Raw genomic sequence first — 15,815 nt, forward strand, 5'->3', positions numbered from 1 at the left:
AATAGCCAAAGCATAGGAGAGCCCTATGCTTAGTTTTTCTCTTGATCGACGATTTTATTTGCAGTGATCCAAGGCATCATAGCACGAAGTCTCTTACCTACCTGCTCAATTGGATGTGCTTCGCAGTTTCTTCGCTCAGCTGTCATTCTAGGATATCCCGTCATTCCTTCAAGGATAAAATCTTTTGCAAATTTTCCATTTTGAATCTCTTTTAAGATCTCTTTCATAGCTTTTCTCGAAGCCTCATTAATTACTCTTGGACCACTTACGTAATCTCCATACTCAGCAGTATTGCTAATAGAGTAGCGCATATTTGCTAACCCACCCTCATAGATAAGATCAACGATAAGTTTAAGCTCATGCAAACACTCAAAGTACGCCATCTCTTCTGGATATCCAGCTTCAGTGAGTGTCTCAAAACCTGCTTGAATAAGCGCACTCACACCACCACAAAGGACTGCTTGCTCACCAAAAAGATCCGTTTCAGTCTCATCTTTAAAAGTAGTATGAATAATTCCTGTACGTCCTCCACCAATAGCACTTGCATAGCTTTTCGCAAGTTCTAACGTATTGCCACTTGGATCTTGATCTACTGCAATCAAATCTGGAATACCGCCACCTTTTACAAATTCACTTCTCACAGTATGACCAGGTGCTTTAGGCGCTACCATCATTACATTAATATCTGCTCTTGGTTTAATACGTCCATAATGGATATTAAATCCATGTCCAAAAGCGATTGTATCACCAGCATTAAGATTTGGCTCAATGTCTCTATAGTAAACATCACTTTGAATCTCATCAGGAATCAATATCATTACTACATCTGCCCACTCAGCAGCATCAGCTACCTCTAAAACGTCAAATCCCTTCGCTTCAGCCTTCTTCCAACTTCTCCCACCTGGATACAAACCAATTTTTACCTCAACACCGCTATCTCTTAAGTTTTCAGCGTGTGCATGTCCTTGACTACCAAAACCGATAATCGCTACTTTTTTACTTTTAATCAAATTTATATCACAATCTTTGTCATAATAGATTGGTAATGCCATACTACGTCCTTTGGAAAATTTTGGCTAATTTTACTTAAAACTTCTTTAGTTTTGGATAAATTTATAACGCAATAGAGTCAGTTTTGTATGTTATAATTTCTTAAAAAAATTTAAGGAAATATATTTTGAAAGAGTTTATCTTAAAATTACTTCGTGGTATCGAAAAAAAAGATATCCCAAGAGAGTATTTAGCTCTTGTTGATGATCTTTTACGCCACAAAATTATTAAAATAGATGGAAAAATCTATAAAATTAGCTCAAAATATCGTGTAGGAAAAATTGATATTGCAAGAAATGGTACGGGCTTTTTAGAAGTTTTTGGAATCAAAGCAAAAGATCTTCTCATAGAGCCTGAGCATCTCAATGGTGCCACAAGAGGAGATCTCGTAGTAGCTAAAAGGATATTTAAAGGTGGAGGACGTCCAAAAGCAAAAGTTGTCTATATTTTAGAAAAAGCTTTTCGTTTTAGTGTTGCCTATTTTGATAAAGATAATGGCATCTTTTTTAATATCAAAAATGAGGTGCCACTTGCAGTCAAAGCGAGTAAAAAATCTCTACGAGATTTACCAGATGGTACGGTAGTAAAAGTGGATAACGAAGCACAAATCATTGTTGAAGTACTTGGTATACTCGATGATCCGAGCGTAGATGAAAAGATCTCATTGGCTCTATACAATAAACATGAAGAGTTTAGTAAAGAGGCTGAGCTTGAAGCAAGTGCATATCCAGATGAGATTTATGTAGACCTCTATCCCCAAAGAGTTGATTTAACACATCTGCCATTTTGCACCATTGATCCTGTCACTGCAAAAGATCACGATGATGCAATATATTTTGATAAAGAGAGTAATACACTCTATGTAGCTATTGCGGATGTAAGTGAATATGTTCCTCCAATGGGCCCAATAGATAAAGAAGCAAAAGAGAGAGGATTTAGTATCTATTTGCCCCATAAATCGATTCCAATGCTACCAAGAAAACTGAGTGAAGGAATTTGCTCTTTAAAAGAAAATGTAGAAAGACTCGCATTTGTGAGCAAAATCACTCTTGATAAAAACCTCCAACCTCTCAAAGAGGAGCTTATTGAAGGAATTATTAAGAGTCGAAGAAAGTATAGTTATGACCGGGTAGATGAGTTTTTGGCTGGCAGATTTGAAAATATTGATGATACAGACAAAAAGCTTCTTGAGTGGATGCTGCCTTTATATGAAATAACAAAAAAACTGCGTAAAGAGCGACTCCAAAAGGGTTTTGAGTTTTCCAATCCAGAAATTAGGCTTGTCCTAGATAAAAATGGAGAGCTTGTTAAAACAGAGATTGAGAGAGAAACGCCAAGCCATGCTCTCATTGAAGACTGTATGCTTCTTGCAAATAAAGCTACAGCAAAGATGTTTGATTACGGAATTTTTAGAACACATGAAGAGCCAGCCGGAGAAAAGATTGAAGAGCTTCTCAACGAGCTAGCAAATGTAGGTATCTTTACAAAAGAGTACAACACATTGCATGAGCTCTTTTTACATATTCAAAATGAGGCTGAAAGACTTGGAATCAAAGAGCATGTGGACAAACTTCTCATCCGCACGCAAAAGCAGGCTGGCTATACCGCGGAAAATATCGGGCATTTTGGACTAGGATTTGAAAAATATACACACTTTACAAGTCCTATTAGAAGATATAGCGATCTTACATTGCATCGCCTTCTCAAAGCTATCATCAAAAACAATAAAAAGCAGCTCGATTTCATTTTAAAAAATATAGAGCCTCTTGCTGTGCGCATCAGTGAACTTGAACGAGAGGCAGCAAAAGTAGAATGGGATTTTATGGATAGAAAGTTTGCAAGATGGGCAGCAAAAAATATAGGGAAGCGTTTCAAGGCAATCGTCACAGATCCTGAATCTACTCCTATAGCGCAACTTGATGATGAGATCAAAGGTGCCAGGATATTTTTACCAAGAGCTGAAGTGGAGCTTTTTGACAAAGTCGTTATAGAGATTATCGATGTAAATATAGCTACAACAAAAATCTATGCTAAAGTGGTAGAGAAAATAGATGTACAAAGCTGAATTCGATAAAACACCCAAAAATTTTGATGCATATCTCTTTTGGGGAGAGGAGCCATACTTCATAGAAAAGTACACACAAGAGATAGCACAAAAAATTGGCAAAGAGAATGCAATGCAACTCTATTTTGATGAATATGATTTTGAGATAGCCAAAAACTACCTCTCCCAATCTTCACTCTTTGGTGATATAAACCTCCTTGTTATCAAACATGATAAGGCTCTGTCTAAAAAGGAGCTATCACAACTCATAGCAATTTGTAATAAAAATGCTAATAGTTTTTTTATCTATGCGCTTTTCTCTACTGATGGTAAAAAAATAGCTTCACTTTTTGATAAGAAGCATAACGCTGTGAATGTACGCTTTTTCAAAGCAGCTTTACATGAAGCCAAAAAAGAGCTGCAAGAGTTTTGTAAGCAAAACAATATAGAGATTGATACATACGCACTAGAGCATCTTTTAATTATGTTGGAAAATAATATCGAACTTGCCAAAAGCGAGCTTCTCAAACTTAGCATTTACAATAGAGCAATTGAGACAAAAGATATTGACAATCTCGTCTATCCCATTACGCCTCTCAATCTTGAAAAGCTCTACATAGCTATTATCAAAAAAGAGCCTATCGAGGAACTCTTTGCTCAAATAATAGAAGAGGAGCAGAATGAAATGAAAATACTGCTCGGTTTTGAGAATTTTATGCAGCAGCTCTTTTTATTTTACAGCTATATTCGCCTCCACGGAAACCTTGATTCTTCTCAAATACTTGGATACAGACTTCCACGCCATATTGAAGAGCAGCGTGCAGCACTTGCAATGAGGATTAAAAACTACCCAAAAATATTTTTGGAGATGCAAACCTGTGAGTTAGAGCTCAAAACAAAAACAAACATCGACAAAAGCGCCCTATTACTTTCTTATTTAATAAAAATTCAAGGATTGTTTTGATAAAATAGCTGCGCTTTTTATACACAAATGAAAGCCTTGCCGAGAAGTTCTCGGATATATAGCCAAAAGGAGAAAAAATGAGACATTACGAGACACTGTTCGTGCTCAAACCAACGCTTACAGACGAAGAGAAGAAAGCGAAGTTTGACTTCATCAAAGAGGTCATAGAAAACAATGGTGGTGAAATAGTAGCCACAGAAGATGTAGGAGTAAGAAAACTTGCATATCCAATTCAAAAGTTTGAACGTGGTCACTACTATATCATCTACTTCAAAGCTCCATCAGAGACTGTAAGAGAGCTTGAGAGAATCTATAGAATTACAGAAGATGTTATTAGATTTCTCACTATAAAATATGAAACAAACAAAGATATCAGAGCTTGGGAAAAAATGGTTGAAAGAGCTAAAAAATTAAGCGGTCAAGCGAGCGAAGAAAAAGCAGAGGCATAAAATGTACAACAAAGTCATATTGGTAGGCAATCTCACAAGAGACATAGAACTCAAATATACAGGTACCGGAATGGCTATTGCAAAAACAGCAATTGCCACAAATAGAAGATTCAAAACACAAGCAGGAGAGCAAAAAGAAGAGGTCTGTTTCATAGACATTACTCTTTTTGGAAGAGCTGCAGAGATTGCCAACCAATATTTGAGCAAAGGAAGCAAGGTTTTAGTAGAGGGAAGGCTGATTTTTGAGCAATGGACTGATCAAAGCGGCAACAAGAGATCCAAACACTCTGTAGCTGTTGATAATATGCAGATGCTAGGGCGAAGTGAAGATCGCTCTTCAAGCACCTCTTATGAAAAGCCAGCCTCATACGCTCAACCAGCACAAGCCAAAGAGGCTCCTGCAAAAGAGCCTGAAATACCAGAAATCGATATCGATGAAGATGAAATTCCATTTTAGAAAGGACTAAAAAGTGGCAGAAAAAAGAAGATTCAAAAAAAGAACATGTAAATACTGTGAACAAAAAGTTGAATATATTGACTATAAAGATATAGAACTCATCAAGCATACTCTCAGCGAGCGTTATAAAATCATGCCAAGACGCCTCACTGGAAACTGCAAAAAGCACCAAGAGATGGTCGAAGAGGCAATCAAGAGAGCAAGACATGCTGCACTTGTTCCATATATTGTAGATAGAAAAAGAGTTGTACCTAACCCTTGGGAAGAACTGCAGCCAATCTACAAATAAGCTTCAGGGGCTTATCGCCCCTTTAAACATATTTTGCATGCATTCCACATAGACAAATTTCTGATCTCCAATATCTTCTTTAAAATCAGCTATATCGCAATACTCTTTACCAAAAAAACGATTTATACTATTTGTAGTATATGAGAGCATCTTCATATGTAAAGTAGGAGACTGCGAATAACTTGGAAAATCTACAATGCTTTTTTGTATAATCTGATAAAGTTTTTCATTTGTAAAATCGATCATGCTCTCTTTACTATATGTTACAATAATTTTACCTTCGAAATCTTCCCATATTTTCCTAAAATCTTCAAAAAGCTCTGCAGGAAGCTTATCAATATTTTTGAAAACCATAATATCAAAAATGTCAAATTGGCTGAGACTCATATCTTCATCTGCTAAATTTTCACATGGAACCACACAAAAAGGCAAAGTGCGAAAGGAGTACTCATCACTATTTAAAAATCGTTCCAAAACCAGATGCGTATAATAGGCATCTTCATATCGTACTGCTAAACGTTGAGCCTCTTTGTCAAAAATATTCAGTGAACGAGTAAAATATTCAGCATATATATTTTTGCCTAAAAAGTTTTCTATTGTATAAGCTAATGTTGGATATTCACAATGTTTAATCTGTTTTTGAGAACCCATTTTATGGAGCTTACTATTTACACTATCTACAATACCATCGAGAAACTCTTTTGCCTCTTTGAGATTAAATCCAAAACGTCGCAAACGACTTAAAAGAATATAGCCGCTAGATTGATCTTTTGCAAGTATAAACTTTTGTGTCAAGATAGCCAGATATGCTACATATGCAAATTTAAGTTTTCTCTCACTTAGTGTTACAGGAAAGTTGATTTCTAGCTGTGGATAGAGCATGAGATTTGCAAAAACAAATCCATCATAAATATACTGGAATAATTCAAGTGTATCTACAAAATAGAGCTTGCATACTTCCAATATATCTGTAGCCACCCGACTCCGCTCTAATATTCTCATTTCAAACTCAAAAAGCTCTTTTGCACTTGTATAACTAGCTCCTAAATCGCTATCCATTTTCGCCATCAATACTGCACCTATATAGGACATTGCTAGGAGCGATTCACCCTCTCCTTTAATATCATTAAAAGGAAGAAGAGGAGCCAGTCTTTTGAAAATATTACTGAGCAAAATATTATATATTTCAAAATCAGCAAAATTGATAAGGTATTTATTTGTAAGATTGATATCATAGTGTACATATTCATACACAAGCTCTTTAACCTCTTCAAAACCTAAGCGAGCAATTGCTACTTTTACATCACTCACCTGTGCAGCGCGTGCTCGCTCAATAGAATTAGCACGTTTGAGAATCATCTCTTGGAGTTTTGGTATCGATGCAATATGGCGCTGAAATTTTTCAATAGTCGCATTAGGATCATCAAGATCAAGCATTAATGAAATAACGGCCTTGTTTGTTTCAATATCTTTATCTCTAACGACGAGCTCTTTATCAAAAATTGTTTTTGATACAAATTCACTAGTTTTTGGCATAAAAAGATGGTTTTGAATCAACTCTTGAGATACATCACATTGCAGACAAAAACCAATTTTTTTACTTTGTGGAGCACAAACTTCAGCATCACATGTAAGTTCAGCAAACTTAAGATCTACAAAATCCCCATATCCCAAATTTGCCTCTTTTACATAAATCCCAACACTTTTTTTAGATATATCTGTTATTTCCCCATACTGCGTGGATAGATTTTGGACTATATACCTCTCTTCTCCTCTTTGATTAAGTATTTTTTCTTCAGTAACCTCAACTTCTTCTTTTTTCTCTTTCTTTTTTCCAAAACCAAATAGCGCCATACTATTTTCCCTTCCATGTCATCAAAACTTTATCCGCTTCTTCACCATATAAAGATATAAAGTCTATATCTATAAGTTCCAATCCCAACTTCTTCAAAAAACCCATTTCATGATAATACTGTACAATTTCTTCTGCCTCTTTTTTATAGCAGCTATCTCTTTTTTCAAAAAGATAGATTTTAGTTATCAATCTATTATCGGCAAATTCAGCATCTATCGCAACAAATTGTTCATCATTATCAATAATTAAAGATCCTTGTGCAATCTCTTCAAATCCATAAAGGGTATTCATATCACATATAAAATAACCACCCTTTTTCAAAAGATTCTTCACACAAACGAAAAATTTTGCAAGCTCCTCTTTATCAAGATAATTGATAACATCAAAAACTGCTGTGGCTGCTTCATACTTTCTATCCAACTGGCATATGTCACCATGATATACCTGCAATCCTGCTTTCTTTGCACGCTCTACCATTACTCTACTAACATCGATGCCTTCAGGCTCAAAACCTGCATTTTTTGCCAATTGCATAAATGCCCCGCTCCCACACCCAATATCAAGAAAATTTTTTATACCAAGCTCTGAAAGCTTATCTAAAAAGACCTCATAGAGTTTTTGTTTTTCCTCTTCAAATCCTAAAAGCGGCTCAATTTTCCCATAGAGATCAAGCCCCACCCAAAGCCTCCTGCAACTGCTGGCGTAGCGCTAAAATTTTCTCTTTCTTATCATAGAAACTATTTTTATTAGCAATAAAATAGGCACTGCTTTGCATAATAGTTAAAGCTGGTTTAAGACCATTTTGTTTCATTGTCTCGCCAGTTTCGACAATATCTACAATCATATCAGCTAGTCCCACCAAAGGAGCAAGCTCAATAGAGCCGTAGAGTTTAATAATCTCCACTGGAATCGCTTTTTTGCTAAAAAACTCTCTTGTAATGTTCTCCATCTTCGTAGCAACTCTATAACTTGGCTTATTAAATGTAAGCTCTTCATCTTCTTTGATACCAATACTTACACTGCAAGCACCAAAACCAAGATCCAGAAGTCTTACGAGATCGAGCCCTTTTTCTTCAAGCACATCAAGTCCCACAACACCAAGGTCTGCTGCTTGATGATAAACATAGGTTGGAACATCTTGATTGCGTACACGTAAAAAACGAAAATCATCTATCTCTAAAATAAGTTTTCTCTCTCCAAATCGAAACTCTTTTGCAAATATTTTTTCAAAAAGAGCCAATGAGTCATCACCAATACGCCCTTTAGGCAGTGCGATCGTTAACATAAACCTTTCCTTTGTACCAGTTTTTCTAAATGTTTAAAAAGTAGTAATGGATCATATAGCGCTTCAGGAATATAGTGATGGAGCAACTCCCCATCACCACCTGTTATATAGATCCTCATATCAAACTGCTTTATTGCAAGAATAATTGGCTTTATAATTCCATAACTTATAGCTGTAAGTGTATTTTGCGGTAAATGTGTTAAATCTACTTGTTGTAATGTATTAATCGCTAGTCTACTTGAAATCTCTGCAAAATCTCTTTGCAAAAAGCGAATTCCCGGTATTATAAAACCACCTTTATGTCTGCCTTTTTCCATCACATCTACTGTTATTGCACTTCCAGCATCTACAATCACACCTTCTTCAACTCCCCAACACAAAGCTTTACGGTCAACACCTAAACCTCTATAAGATGTATCAAGAGTAATATATTGCTCCAAGTTAATCCAGTTTTCAAACTCTTCTAAAAGCTTTTCTACTTTGGGGTTGACATTGATAAAGCAAACTTTTTGCCTCCTATACTGCTCAATTTGCGTAATAGGTATACGCTTAAGTTCTTTTCCATCATAAAATTTTGCAAAACTATTGCCTATATCACACAATAGCATCTACTCTCCAACCAACCTCTTGCAAATACTCTTTTGCTTTGGAGCAAAGGGGAGCATGATAGAGGAGGTATTTGTAGCGAAATCCATGCTTAACAGGAAGGCTTTGCACTAATTCCTCATAACTTTTTGCATCTTTAAACAAAATTCTGCTTTTACGATCTACATATACTATTACATAGTACTTTTTATGAGTATCTAAACCTATATAGATTTCTAAACGCTTTTTAATGCCAAGTTTTTTTAAATCAAGCTTTGTAAATTTTTCAAAAACAATACCCTTTTTGCGAAAAAAATCTACCAATTCTCTCATAGTTTTTTGAGTTCGAAATAGTTATTGTCATAGAATATTTTATCTTTGGATGTAAAGATATACTCCTCTATACCACTTGGAAATCCAAAGATATTAGAAACACGCAGATCTTTATCAACAGCAATAATATAGCCCTCTTTTTCCACTACATAGATATACTCTCCATATACTGCACCTGTAAAATGTGCAAAAGGATATTTTCTTCTCTTCATGATATTTAGTTGCGGATCAGTGAGAATTATCTCTCCATCTTTTGTGAGAAGATATACTCTTCCTTTTGCATAAAGCACATCACTAAGAGACAAATCCAATGTATTTGAAAATGTTGGGCTTACCGAAATAATTTTATTGGGTGTGGCTGCAATGAGCTTTTCATCTATTACATCGAGAAAAATCACATTATTAAAATGTTTTTTTGTACCAACTATGAGAGTGCGAAGCTCTTTGCCTGTAGGATCTACAACAACAAGTTTTCCATCAAGTGTTGGAAAAACTGTAAGTTGTCCAAGAAAAAAAGGATTAGCTATTTTTGTATCCACAGCTATGCTCTTGCCTTGCTCTGTTGCATAAATAACATGTTTGCCTACAATATCGTAAAGCATCAAAGAGTTATCATCAAATACAAGTGCAACTCTTTTATCTTTTGTAATATTTGCTGCAATAGGTGATCGCATTGTAAAGTGTTTTTGCAATACTTTTTTATGAGATTTGCTATCAATGATAAGTAGATCACCACACTTATTTGCAGCTATATAGTAACCATTACTCTTATTTATAAAAAGATACCCCTTTGGTAATCTATAATTTTCTAAACCATCTTTGGAAATAAACTCTCCATCTTCAAGAGTTGCTCCATCACGCAAAACATCCACTATAGGTGCTGGCAATTTCCCATCAAAATCCACATACCCCGCTATCTCTTTTGGCTCAAAATATCTTTTGCTGCTACATCCTACAAAAAGAAGCAACGAAAGAGCAAAAAGTATCAACTTTCTCATTTTTTTACCTTTGCACCGTAGTGTCCAAGAAGCAGAGCATAAGGATATGCAGTAGAAGATTTATCAATATTTTCGATTTTCTTGCGTCCTACAGCTATTGCATCTTTCATGAAATCCATATAAGCACTATCTAAATATGCAAAATCACGTAAAATTGCATCAGAATTATTTGCATATCGTTCAAGCGCTTTGCTATCTTTTTTGATAACTGCGATATGGTATTTTGCAAGATCTCCAAGTACTCTATCATCTCCATTTGCAATCTTTTGGAGTGCTTCTATATCATTTTTCTCTATAGCTTTTTGATAGATATAAAGTGCATATAGTTTGGGATTTTTGTTTTTAAGAGTTTGTAAAGCTTCTTTATCCTGAGGATTTTGTAATAGAGAATTGTACGCAGCATTACTTACTTCGAGATTATGTGTTTTCATCATATCGTAACCAACATACCCCAAAAACCCTATAACTACAAGAACCACCAGAGCTGTTATCTTTTTTTTATGTTTTTTATAAAACTTTTCTGCTTTTATTACCGATTCTAAAAACTTCTCCTCACTATCCAGCTCTTTTTTTATATATTCAATATTATCTTTTGTACTCAATGTCACTCCTTCAATAAATTCACCTAATATTATCAAACAAAACATTATTTTATGGTAAAATACGAAAAATTTTACGAAGGTTTGGGATGAAAAAGATCGATGAAAATCTGCTCCAAAGGCTGCAAACTCTCAGTATGATTCAGATAAAAGATGAAAACAGAGATCGCATTCTCGAAGATCTCAATAAATTCTTAGAATTTGTAGATGTTTTAGATGAGCTTGATATATCTTCATACGCAGCTACGTACAGTCCAATAGAAGCAAGTGCTCCTCTTCGCAAAGATATTCCGCAAAACCAGAGTGAGATCGGACAAAAAATCTTACGCAATGCACCAAAAAGTGAAGATGACTTTTTTATTGTCCCTAAAATAATCGAATAGGACATTTATGGTAGATATCAACTCTTTACTCAAAACTGTTGTTGCGCATAAAGCTTCAGATCTCCATTTGGTTTTTGGGAGTGAACCGCAAGTAAGAATCGATGGAAGACTTATCCCACTCAATCTTCCTGTCTTAACTGGCAAAGAGATACAAACATTGTGCTACTCTCTCTTAACTGATAAACAAAAGAAAGAGTTTGAAGAAAATTATGAGCTTGATTTTGCCTTCAGTATCCCCAATGTTGGACGTTTCCGTGCAAACTATTACAAAACTTTAGGAGAAGTTGCAGCTGCATTTCGTATTATTCCACAAGAAATTCCAAGTATTGATGATTTGGGACAGCCTCCTATATTTAAAGATATTATTAAACGAGAAAAGGGACTCATACTTGTCACTGGTCCTACTGGAAGTGGTAAATCAACTACTCTCGCTGCAATGCTTAATGAAATTAACAATGTCGAGCATAAGCATATAATTACTATAGAAGATCCTGTTGAGTTTATACATAAAAATAAAAAATCCCTCTTTTCCCACCGCGAGTTAGGATTTGATACAAAAAGTTTTGCAGTCGCGCTCAAATATGCCTTGCGTGAAGATCCCGATGTCATATTGATTGGAGAGATGCGAGATCGTGAAACAATCAAAGCAGCCCTCACTGCAGCTGAAACTGGTCACTTGGTATTTGGGACCCTCCATACCAACTCTGCACCTCAAACTATCAATAGAATTATAGATGTTTTTGGTGGTGATGAGCAACCACAAATAAGAGCACAACTCTCCACAAGTCTTGTGGCTGTTATATCCCAAGCACTTTTGCCAAAAATTGAAGGTGGAAGAGTAGCTGTTTATGAAATCCTCGTCAACAATCCAGCTATCGCAAACCTTATTCGAGAAAACAAAATACACCAGATCTATTCACAAATGCAGTTAGGGCAGCAACAAACAGGTATGCAAACACAAACAAAAGTTTTACAAAAACTCCTCTTACAAAAAGTAATAGACAAAGAGACTGCAATAAAATTCTCTAATAGACCAGAAGAGTTAATGAACTTTATAAAAAATCTTTAAAGGAAATAGATGACGTTTGACTATTTCGATCTCATCATTGGCGCACTCATTATCTTTTTAGGACTCAAAGGTATCATAGACGGTTTTATAAAAGAGTTTTTTGGATTAGCAGGAATTATTGGTGGTATATACTATGGCTCACGCTATGCAGAGAGTGTAGGGAATTGGATTAGTGATAACCTCTATCACATAAAAAATGAAGCAGCACTCACTTTCGTAGGGTTTCTTGCTGCACTATTTGCAATCTGGATCGGGATGGTAATACTAGGAAATCTTATAACCAAACTGACACATGCAAGTGGAATGGGGTTTTTTAACAAACTTCTTGGCCTTCTATTTGGTTGGGCAAAAATTTTTCTCATCTTCTCTGTCATCATATATGCAATTTCTAGCATTGAAATAACAAAAAAAGTGCTAGAGAAATATACTAAAAACTCTATTCTCTATCCTCTTCTTGTACAAACAGGAAGCTATATAATCAAACTTAAACCAGAAGATTTCGTTTCTCCAAATGTACAAAAACAGGGAAAAGAGTTTACGAAAAAGGTCTCAAATGACGTGCAAGAGAGTGCAGTAGAAACAGCTAAAAAAAGTGCTATAAAAGCAATAGAGCAAAATATATCGAAGGAGAAGCATTGATATTTGATAATCAATATGAACAACAGCGCATACAAAAAGCCGAAGAACTTCGCAAAGAGGGTATCAATCCTTATGGACACGGCTTTTGTAAAGAGATAACAAATAAGCAATTTTTAGAAAAATATGCATATGTCAAAGAGCGTGAAGAGAAAAAAGATGAATCGGTATGTGTAAAACTCAATGGACGCATCAAATTTTTGCGTCATATGGGCAAAGCAGTATTTGCCAAAATAGAAGATGAAAGCGGTATAGTACAGATATATTTTAATCAAGACTCATTAGGGAAAGAGTGGTTTAAAAAGGTAAAAAAACTTATAGAAGTTGGAGATATTATTGAAGCAATCGGCTATCCATTTGTAACTAAAACAGGGGAGCTGACCCTCCATGCAAATGAACTCAATCTCGTGACAAAAGCAATTGTACCACTCCCCGAAAAATACCACGGATTGCAAGACAAAGAGTTGCGTTATCGCCAACGCTATCTTGATCTTATTATGAATCCAGATGTCAAAAAAGTTTTCGTATTAAGAAGCCGTATTGTAAGCCTCATTCGTGATTTTTTTGAAAATCATGGCTTTTTAGAGGTAGAGACTCCTATGATGCACCCAATCCCTGGTGGAGCAAATGCAAGGCCTTTCATCACCCATCATAATGCTTTAGGAGTTGATAGGTATCTTCGTATTGCACCAGAACTCTATCTCAAACGCCTCATTGTGGGAGGTTTTGAAGCGGTATTTGAGATAAATAGAAACTTCCGCAACGAAGGTATGGATGCTACCCATAACCCAGAATTTACAATGATAGAGTTTTATTGGGCATACCATACCTATGAAGATTTAATGAAACTCACTGAAGATCTTTTTGATTATCTCTTTGAAAAACTTGGACTTCCTAAAAAACTTCCCTATGGTGAGCATACAATCGATTTTTCTACACCGTTTGATAAAATTAAATATAAAGATGCAATAGTTGAAATAGGTGATGTTCCTCAAGAGGTTGTAGAAGATAAAGAGAAGATCATTTCTTATCTTAAAGAGAGAGGTATAGAGCTTGAGTTTCCACATAAAATGAGCTTAGGTGCATTGCAAGCAGAACTTTTTGACAACTTTGTCGAAGAAAAACTCATCAATCCAACTTTTATCACCCATTTTCCAATCGATATCAGCCCACTTGCAAGAAGAAGTGATGACAATCCGGAAATTGCAGAGCGTTTTGAGCTCTTTATAGCAGGTAAAGAGATAGCCAATGGATTTAATGAGCTCAACGATCCATTAGATCAATATGAACGTTTCAAAGCACAAGTTGCGAGTAAAGATGTAGATGATGAAGCGATGCATATGGATGAGGATTTTGTAAGAGCCTTAGGACATGGAATGCCTCCAACTGCAGGAGAAGGTATAGGAATCGATAGATTAGTAATGCTCCTTACAAATCAACACTCTATTAGAGATGTAATACTCTTTCCTGCAATGCGACCATTACCAAAAGAAGAAAAAGGAGAAAAAGAATAATGGATTTTTTAAAAAATGCAGACCCAGAAGTTTTTAACATATTAGAAAATGAGCTGCAAAGGCAAACAGATCATCTTGAAATGATTGCAAGTGAAAACTTCACCTCTCCAGCCGTTATGGAAGCAATGGGAAGTATTTTTACAAACAAATATGCCGAGGGCTATCCTGGCAAACGCTATTATGGTGGCTGTGAATATGCTGATGCTGTAGAAGAACTTGCAATTGAAAGAGCCAAAAAACTCTTTGGATGTGAATATGTCAATGTACAACCCCACTCTGGTAGTCAAGCCAATCAGGGGGTCTATTTAGCACTTTTAAAACCATACGACAAAATATTGGGAATGGATTTAAGCCATGGGGGTCACCTCACACACGGTGCTAAAGTCAATGCAAGTGGAAAAATCTATCAAAGCTTTTTCTATGGCGTCAATGATGAGGGGTGGATCGATTATGACAGGGTATTAGATATAGCAAAAATAGTGAGACCAAAACTTATTGTTTGTGGAGCAAGTGCATATCCAAGAGTAATTGACTTTAAAAAGTTTCGCGAAATTGCTGATGAAGTGGGTGCACTATTGATGGCAGATATTGCCCATATTGCAGGACTTGTAGCAGCCGGTGAGCATCCAAGTCCTTTTCCTTACTGCGATGTGGTAACAACTACTACACACAAAACTCTTCGAGGCCCAAGAGGCGGTATGATTATGACCAATGATGCTGATATCGCCAAAAAGATCAATAGTGCTATCTTTCCTGGAATCCAAGGTGGGCCTCTTGTACATGTCATTGCTGCAAAAGCAGTCGGATTTGGCGAAAACTTGAAGCCTGCATGGAAAGAGTATGCAAAACAGGTGCGCAAAAATGCTTCAACTTTGGCTACTGTACTCATGAACAGAGGCTACAATGTAGTAAGTGGCGGTACTGACAACCACCTTGTACTTGTAAGCTTTCTTGACAAAGATTTTAGCGGGAAAGATGCAGATGAAGCACTTGGACGTGCTGGAATTACAGTAAATAAAAATACTGTCCCGGGAGAGACAAGAAGTCCATTTGTTACAAGCGGTATCCGTATAGGAAGCCCAGCACTTACAGCTCGAGGCATGAAAGAGGGTGAATTTGAGCTTATAGCAAACCGCATCGCTGATGTCCTTGATAATATCGAAGATGTCAATCTCCAAGAAAAGATCAAAAAAGAGATGGTAGCACTTGCTCGCAAATTCATCATCTACGATCGCCCTACCTTCTAAGGGTTCTTACCCTTATGAAGCTCTCTTTTAGTAAAATATATTATAATATCTTCTAACT

General features: G+C 36.0%; 18 protein-coding genes. 10 read left to right on the plus strand and 8 right to left on the minus strand.

Going from position 1 to position 15,815, the window contains the following annotated elements:
* Positions 1-29: 29 nt before the first annotated feature.
* Entirely contained in the window at positions 30-1,052 is a 1,023-nt protein-coding gene (gene ilvC, locus NITER_RS04845; protein ID WP_084275610.1) for a ketol-acid reductoisomerase, read from the minus strand.
* A gap of 125 nt (positions 1,053-1,177) precedes the next feature.
* Here ilvC and NITER_RS04850 point away from each other — a divergent pair, with 125 nt between their 5' ends.
* From NITER_RS04850 to rpsR, 5 genes are all read left to right on the plus strand, one after another.
* The gene (locus tag NITER_RS04850; RefSeq protein WP_084275609.1) at positions 1,178-3,115 is read left to right on the plus strand and encodes a ribonuclease R family protein; all 1,938 of its coding nucleotides are present in this window, start codon (positions 1,178-1,180) and stop codon (positions 3,113-3,115) included.
* Positions 3,102-4,058: a DNA polymerase III subunit delta gene (gene holA, locus NITER_RS04855; protein ID WP_084275608.1), complete on the plus strand. Its 957-nt coding sequence runs from the start codon at positions 3,102-3,104 to the stop codon at positions 4,056-4,058. Before NITER_RS04850 ends, holA begins: the two co-directional genes overlap by 14 nt.
* Positions 4,059-4,135: 77 nt before the next feature.
* Positions 4,136-4,507, plus strand: coding sequence for a 30S ribosomal protein S6 (rpsF, locus tag NITER_RS04860; RefSeq protein ID WP_084275607.1), 372 nt, complete (start codon positions 4,136-4,138; stop codon positions 4,505-4,507).
* Position 4,508: 1 nt separating this feature from the next.
* On the plus strand, positions 4,509-4,964 hold the full coding sequence (gene ssb / locus NITER_RS04865; protein ID WP_084275606.1) for a single-stranded DNA-binding protein: 456 nt from the start codon (positions 4,509-4,511) through the stop codon (positions 4,962-4,964).
* A 13-nt stretch (positions 4,965-4,977) separates the two neighbouring features.
* Entirely contained in the window at positions 4,978-5,253 is a 276-nt protein-coding gene (gene rpsR / locus NITER_RS04870) for a 30S ribosomal protein S18 (protein WP_084275605.1), read from the plus strand.
* A 3-nt stretch (positions 5,254-5,256) separates the two neighbouring features.
* Here rpsR and NITER_RS04875 read toward each other — a convergent pair whose 3' ends face one another.
* The 7 genes from NITER_RS04875 to NITER_RS04905 are packed head-to-tail and all read right to left on the minus strand — an operon-like array spanning position 5,257 to position 10,911.
* Positions 5,257-7,107 carry an HDOD domain-containing protein gene (locus tag NITER_RS04875; RefSeq protein WP_084275604.1) on the minus strand — a complete coding sequence of 617 codons (1,851 nt, stop codon included), beginning with the start codon at positions 7,105-7,107 and terminating at the stop codon, positions 5,257-5,259.
* Between the two features lies 1 nt (position 7,108).
* Positions 7,109-7,786 (minus strand): class I SAM-dependent DNA methyltransferase, encoded by a 678-nt coding sequence (locus tag NITER_RS04880; protein WP_084275603.1) that lies wholly within the window; start codon positions 7,784-7,786, stop codon positions 7,109-7,111.
* Positions 7,776-8,393: an ATP phosphoribosyltransferase gene (gene hisG / locus NITER_RS04885; RefSeq protein ID WP_084275602.1), complete on the minus strand. Its 618-nt coding sequence runs from the start codon at positions 8,391-8,393 to the stop codon at positions 7,776-7,778. Before hisG ends, NITER_RS04880 begins: the two co-directional genes overlap by 11 nt.
* Positions 8,387-9,001 carry a type III pantothenate kinase gene (locus tag NITER_RS04890; RefSeq protein WP_084275601.1) on the minus strand — a complete coding sequence of 205 codons (615 nt, stop codon included), beginning with the start codon at positions 8,999-9,001 and terminating at the stop codon, positions 8,387-8,389. Before NITER_RS04890 ends, hisG begins: the two co-directional genes overlap by 7 nt.
* Complete coding sequence (locus tag NITER_RS04895) at positions 8,988-9,302, minus strand: hypothetical protein (RefSeq protein ID WP_143779636.1); 315 nt, start codon at positions 9,300-9,302, stop codon at positions 8,988-8,990. Before NITER_RS04895 ends, NITER_RS04890 begins: the two co-directional genes overlap by 14 nt.
* A 5-nt stretch (positions 9,303-9,307) precedes the next feature.
* Positions 9,308-10,309: a hypothetical protein gene (locus NITER_RS04900; RefSeq protein WP_084275599.1), complete on the minus strand. Its 1,002-nt coding sequence runs from the start codon at positions 10,307-10,309 to the stop codon at positions 9,308-9,310.
* The gene (locus NITER_RS04905) at positions 10,306-10,911 is read right to left on the minus strand and encodes a tetratricopeptide repeat protein (protein ID WP_159445319.1); all 606 of its coding nucleotides are present in this window, start codon (positions 10,909-10,911) and stop codon (positions 10,306-10,308) included. The genes NITER_RS04900 and NITER_RS04905 overlap by 4 nt, the downstream gene beginning before the upstream one ends.
* An 86-nt stretch (positions 10,912-10,997) precedes the next feature.
* On the opposite strand from NITER_RS04905, the gene gatC reads away from it, so the two are divergent.
* Genes gatC through NITER_RS04930 form a run of 5 tightly spaced genes read left to right on the plus strand, consistent with a single transcriptional unit; the run spans position 10,998 to position 15,757 of the window.
* Positions 10,998-11,291 carry an Asp-tRNA(Asn)/Glu-tRNA(Gln) amidotransferase subunit GatC gene (gatC, locus tag NITER_RS04910; RefSeq protein WP_084275597.1) on the plus strand — a complete coding sequence of 98 codons (294 nt, stop codon included), beginning with the start codon at positions 10,998-11,000 and terminating at the stop codon, positions 11,289-11,291.
* 7 nt (positions 11,292-11,298) lie between these two features.
* Positions 11,299-12,360, plus strand: a complete 1,062-nt coding sequence (locus tag NITER_RS04915) for a type IV pilus twitching motility protein PilT (RefSeq protein WP_084275596.1) — start codon at positions 11,299-11,301, stop codon at positions 12,358-12,360.
* A gap of 9 nt (positions 12,361-12,369) precedes the next feature.
* Complete coding sequence (locus NITER_RS04920) at positions 12,370-12,999, plus strand: CvpA family protein (RefSeq protein WP_084275595.1); 630 nt, start codon at positions 12,370-12,372, stop codon at positions 12,997-12,999.
* Positions 12,999-14,510, plus strand: coding sequence for a lysine--tRNA ligase (gene lysS / locus NITER_RS04925; protein ID WP_084276583.1), 1,512 nt, complete (start codon positions 12,999-13,001; stop codon positions 14,508-14,510). Before NITER_RS04920 ends, lysS begins: the two co-directional genes overlap by 1 nt.
* Positions 14,510-15,757, plus strand: coding sequence for a serine hydroxymethyltransferase (locus tag NITER_RS04930; protein WP_084275594.1), 1,248 nt, complete (start codon positions 14,510-14,512; stop codon positions 15,755-15,757). Before lysS ends, NITER_RS04930 begins: the two co-directional genes overlap by 1 nt.
* The last annotated feature ends 58 nt before the right edge of the window (positions 15,758-15,815 follow it).

It is taken from the genome of Nitratiruptor tergarcus DSM 16512, from assembly GCF_027946175.1.
GTDB lineage: Bacteria > Campylobacterota > Campylobacteria > Campylobacterales > Nitratiruptoraceae > Nitratiruptor > Nitratiruptor tergarcus.

Coding starts and splice junctions, on each gene's coding strand:
- ilvC (WP_084275610.1), bottom strand. CDS start 1,052: ATGGCATTACCAATCTATTATGACAAAGATTGTGATATAAATTTGATT.
- holA (WP_084275608.1), top strand. CDS start 3,102: ATGTACAAAGCTGAATTCGATAAAACACCCAAAAATTTTGATGCATAT.
- rpsF (WP_084275607.1), top strand. CDS start 4,136: ATGAGACATTACGAGACACTGTTCGTGCTCAAACCAACGCTTACAGAC.
- ssb (WP_084275606.1), top strand. CDS start 4,509: ATGTACAACAAAGTCATATTGGTAGGCAATCTCACAAGAGACATAGAA.
- NITER_RS04875 (WP_084275604.1), bottom strand. CDS start 7,107: ATGGCGCTATTTGGTTTTGGAAAAAAGAAAGAGAAAAAAGAAGAAGTT.
- hisG (WP_084275602.1), bottom strand. CDS start 8,393: ATGTTAACGATCGCACTGCCTAAAGGGCGTATTGGTGATGACTCATTG.
- NITER_RS04890 (WP_084275601.1), bottom strand. CDS start 9,001: ATGCTATTGTGTGATATAGGCAATAGTTTTGCAAAATTTTATGATGGA.
- NITER_RS04900 (WP_084275599.1), bottom strand. CDS start 10,309: ATGAGAAAGTTGATACTTTTTGCTCTTTCGTTGCTTCTTTTTGTAGGA.
- gatC (WP_084275597.1), top strand. CDS start 10,998: ATGAAAAAGATCGATGAAAATCTGCTCCAAAGGCTGCAAACTCTCAGT.
- NITER_RS04915 (WP_084275596.1), top strand. CDS start 11,299: ATGGTAGATATCAACTCTTTACTCAAAACTGTTGTTGCGCATAAAGCT.
- NITER_RS04920 (WP_084275595.1), top strand. CDS start 12,370: ATGACGTTTGACTATTTCGATCTCATCATTGGCGCACTCATTATCTTT.
- NITER_RS04930 (WP_084275594.1), top strand. CDS start 14,510: ATGGATTTTTTAAAAAATGCAGACCCAGAAGTTTTTAACATATTAGAA.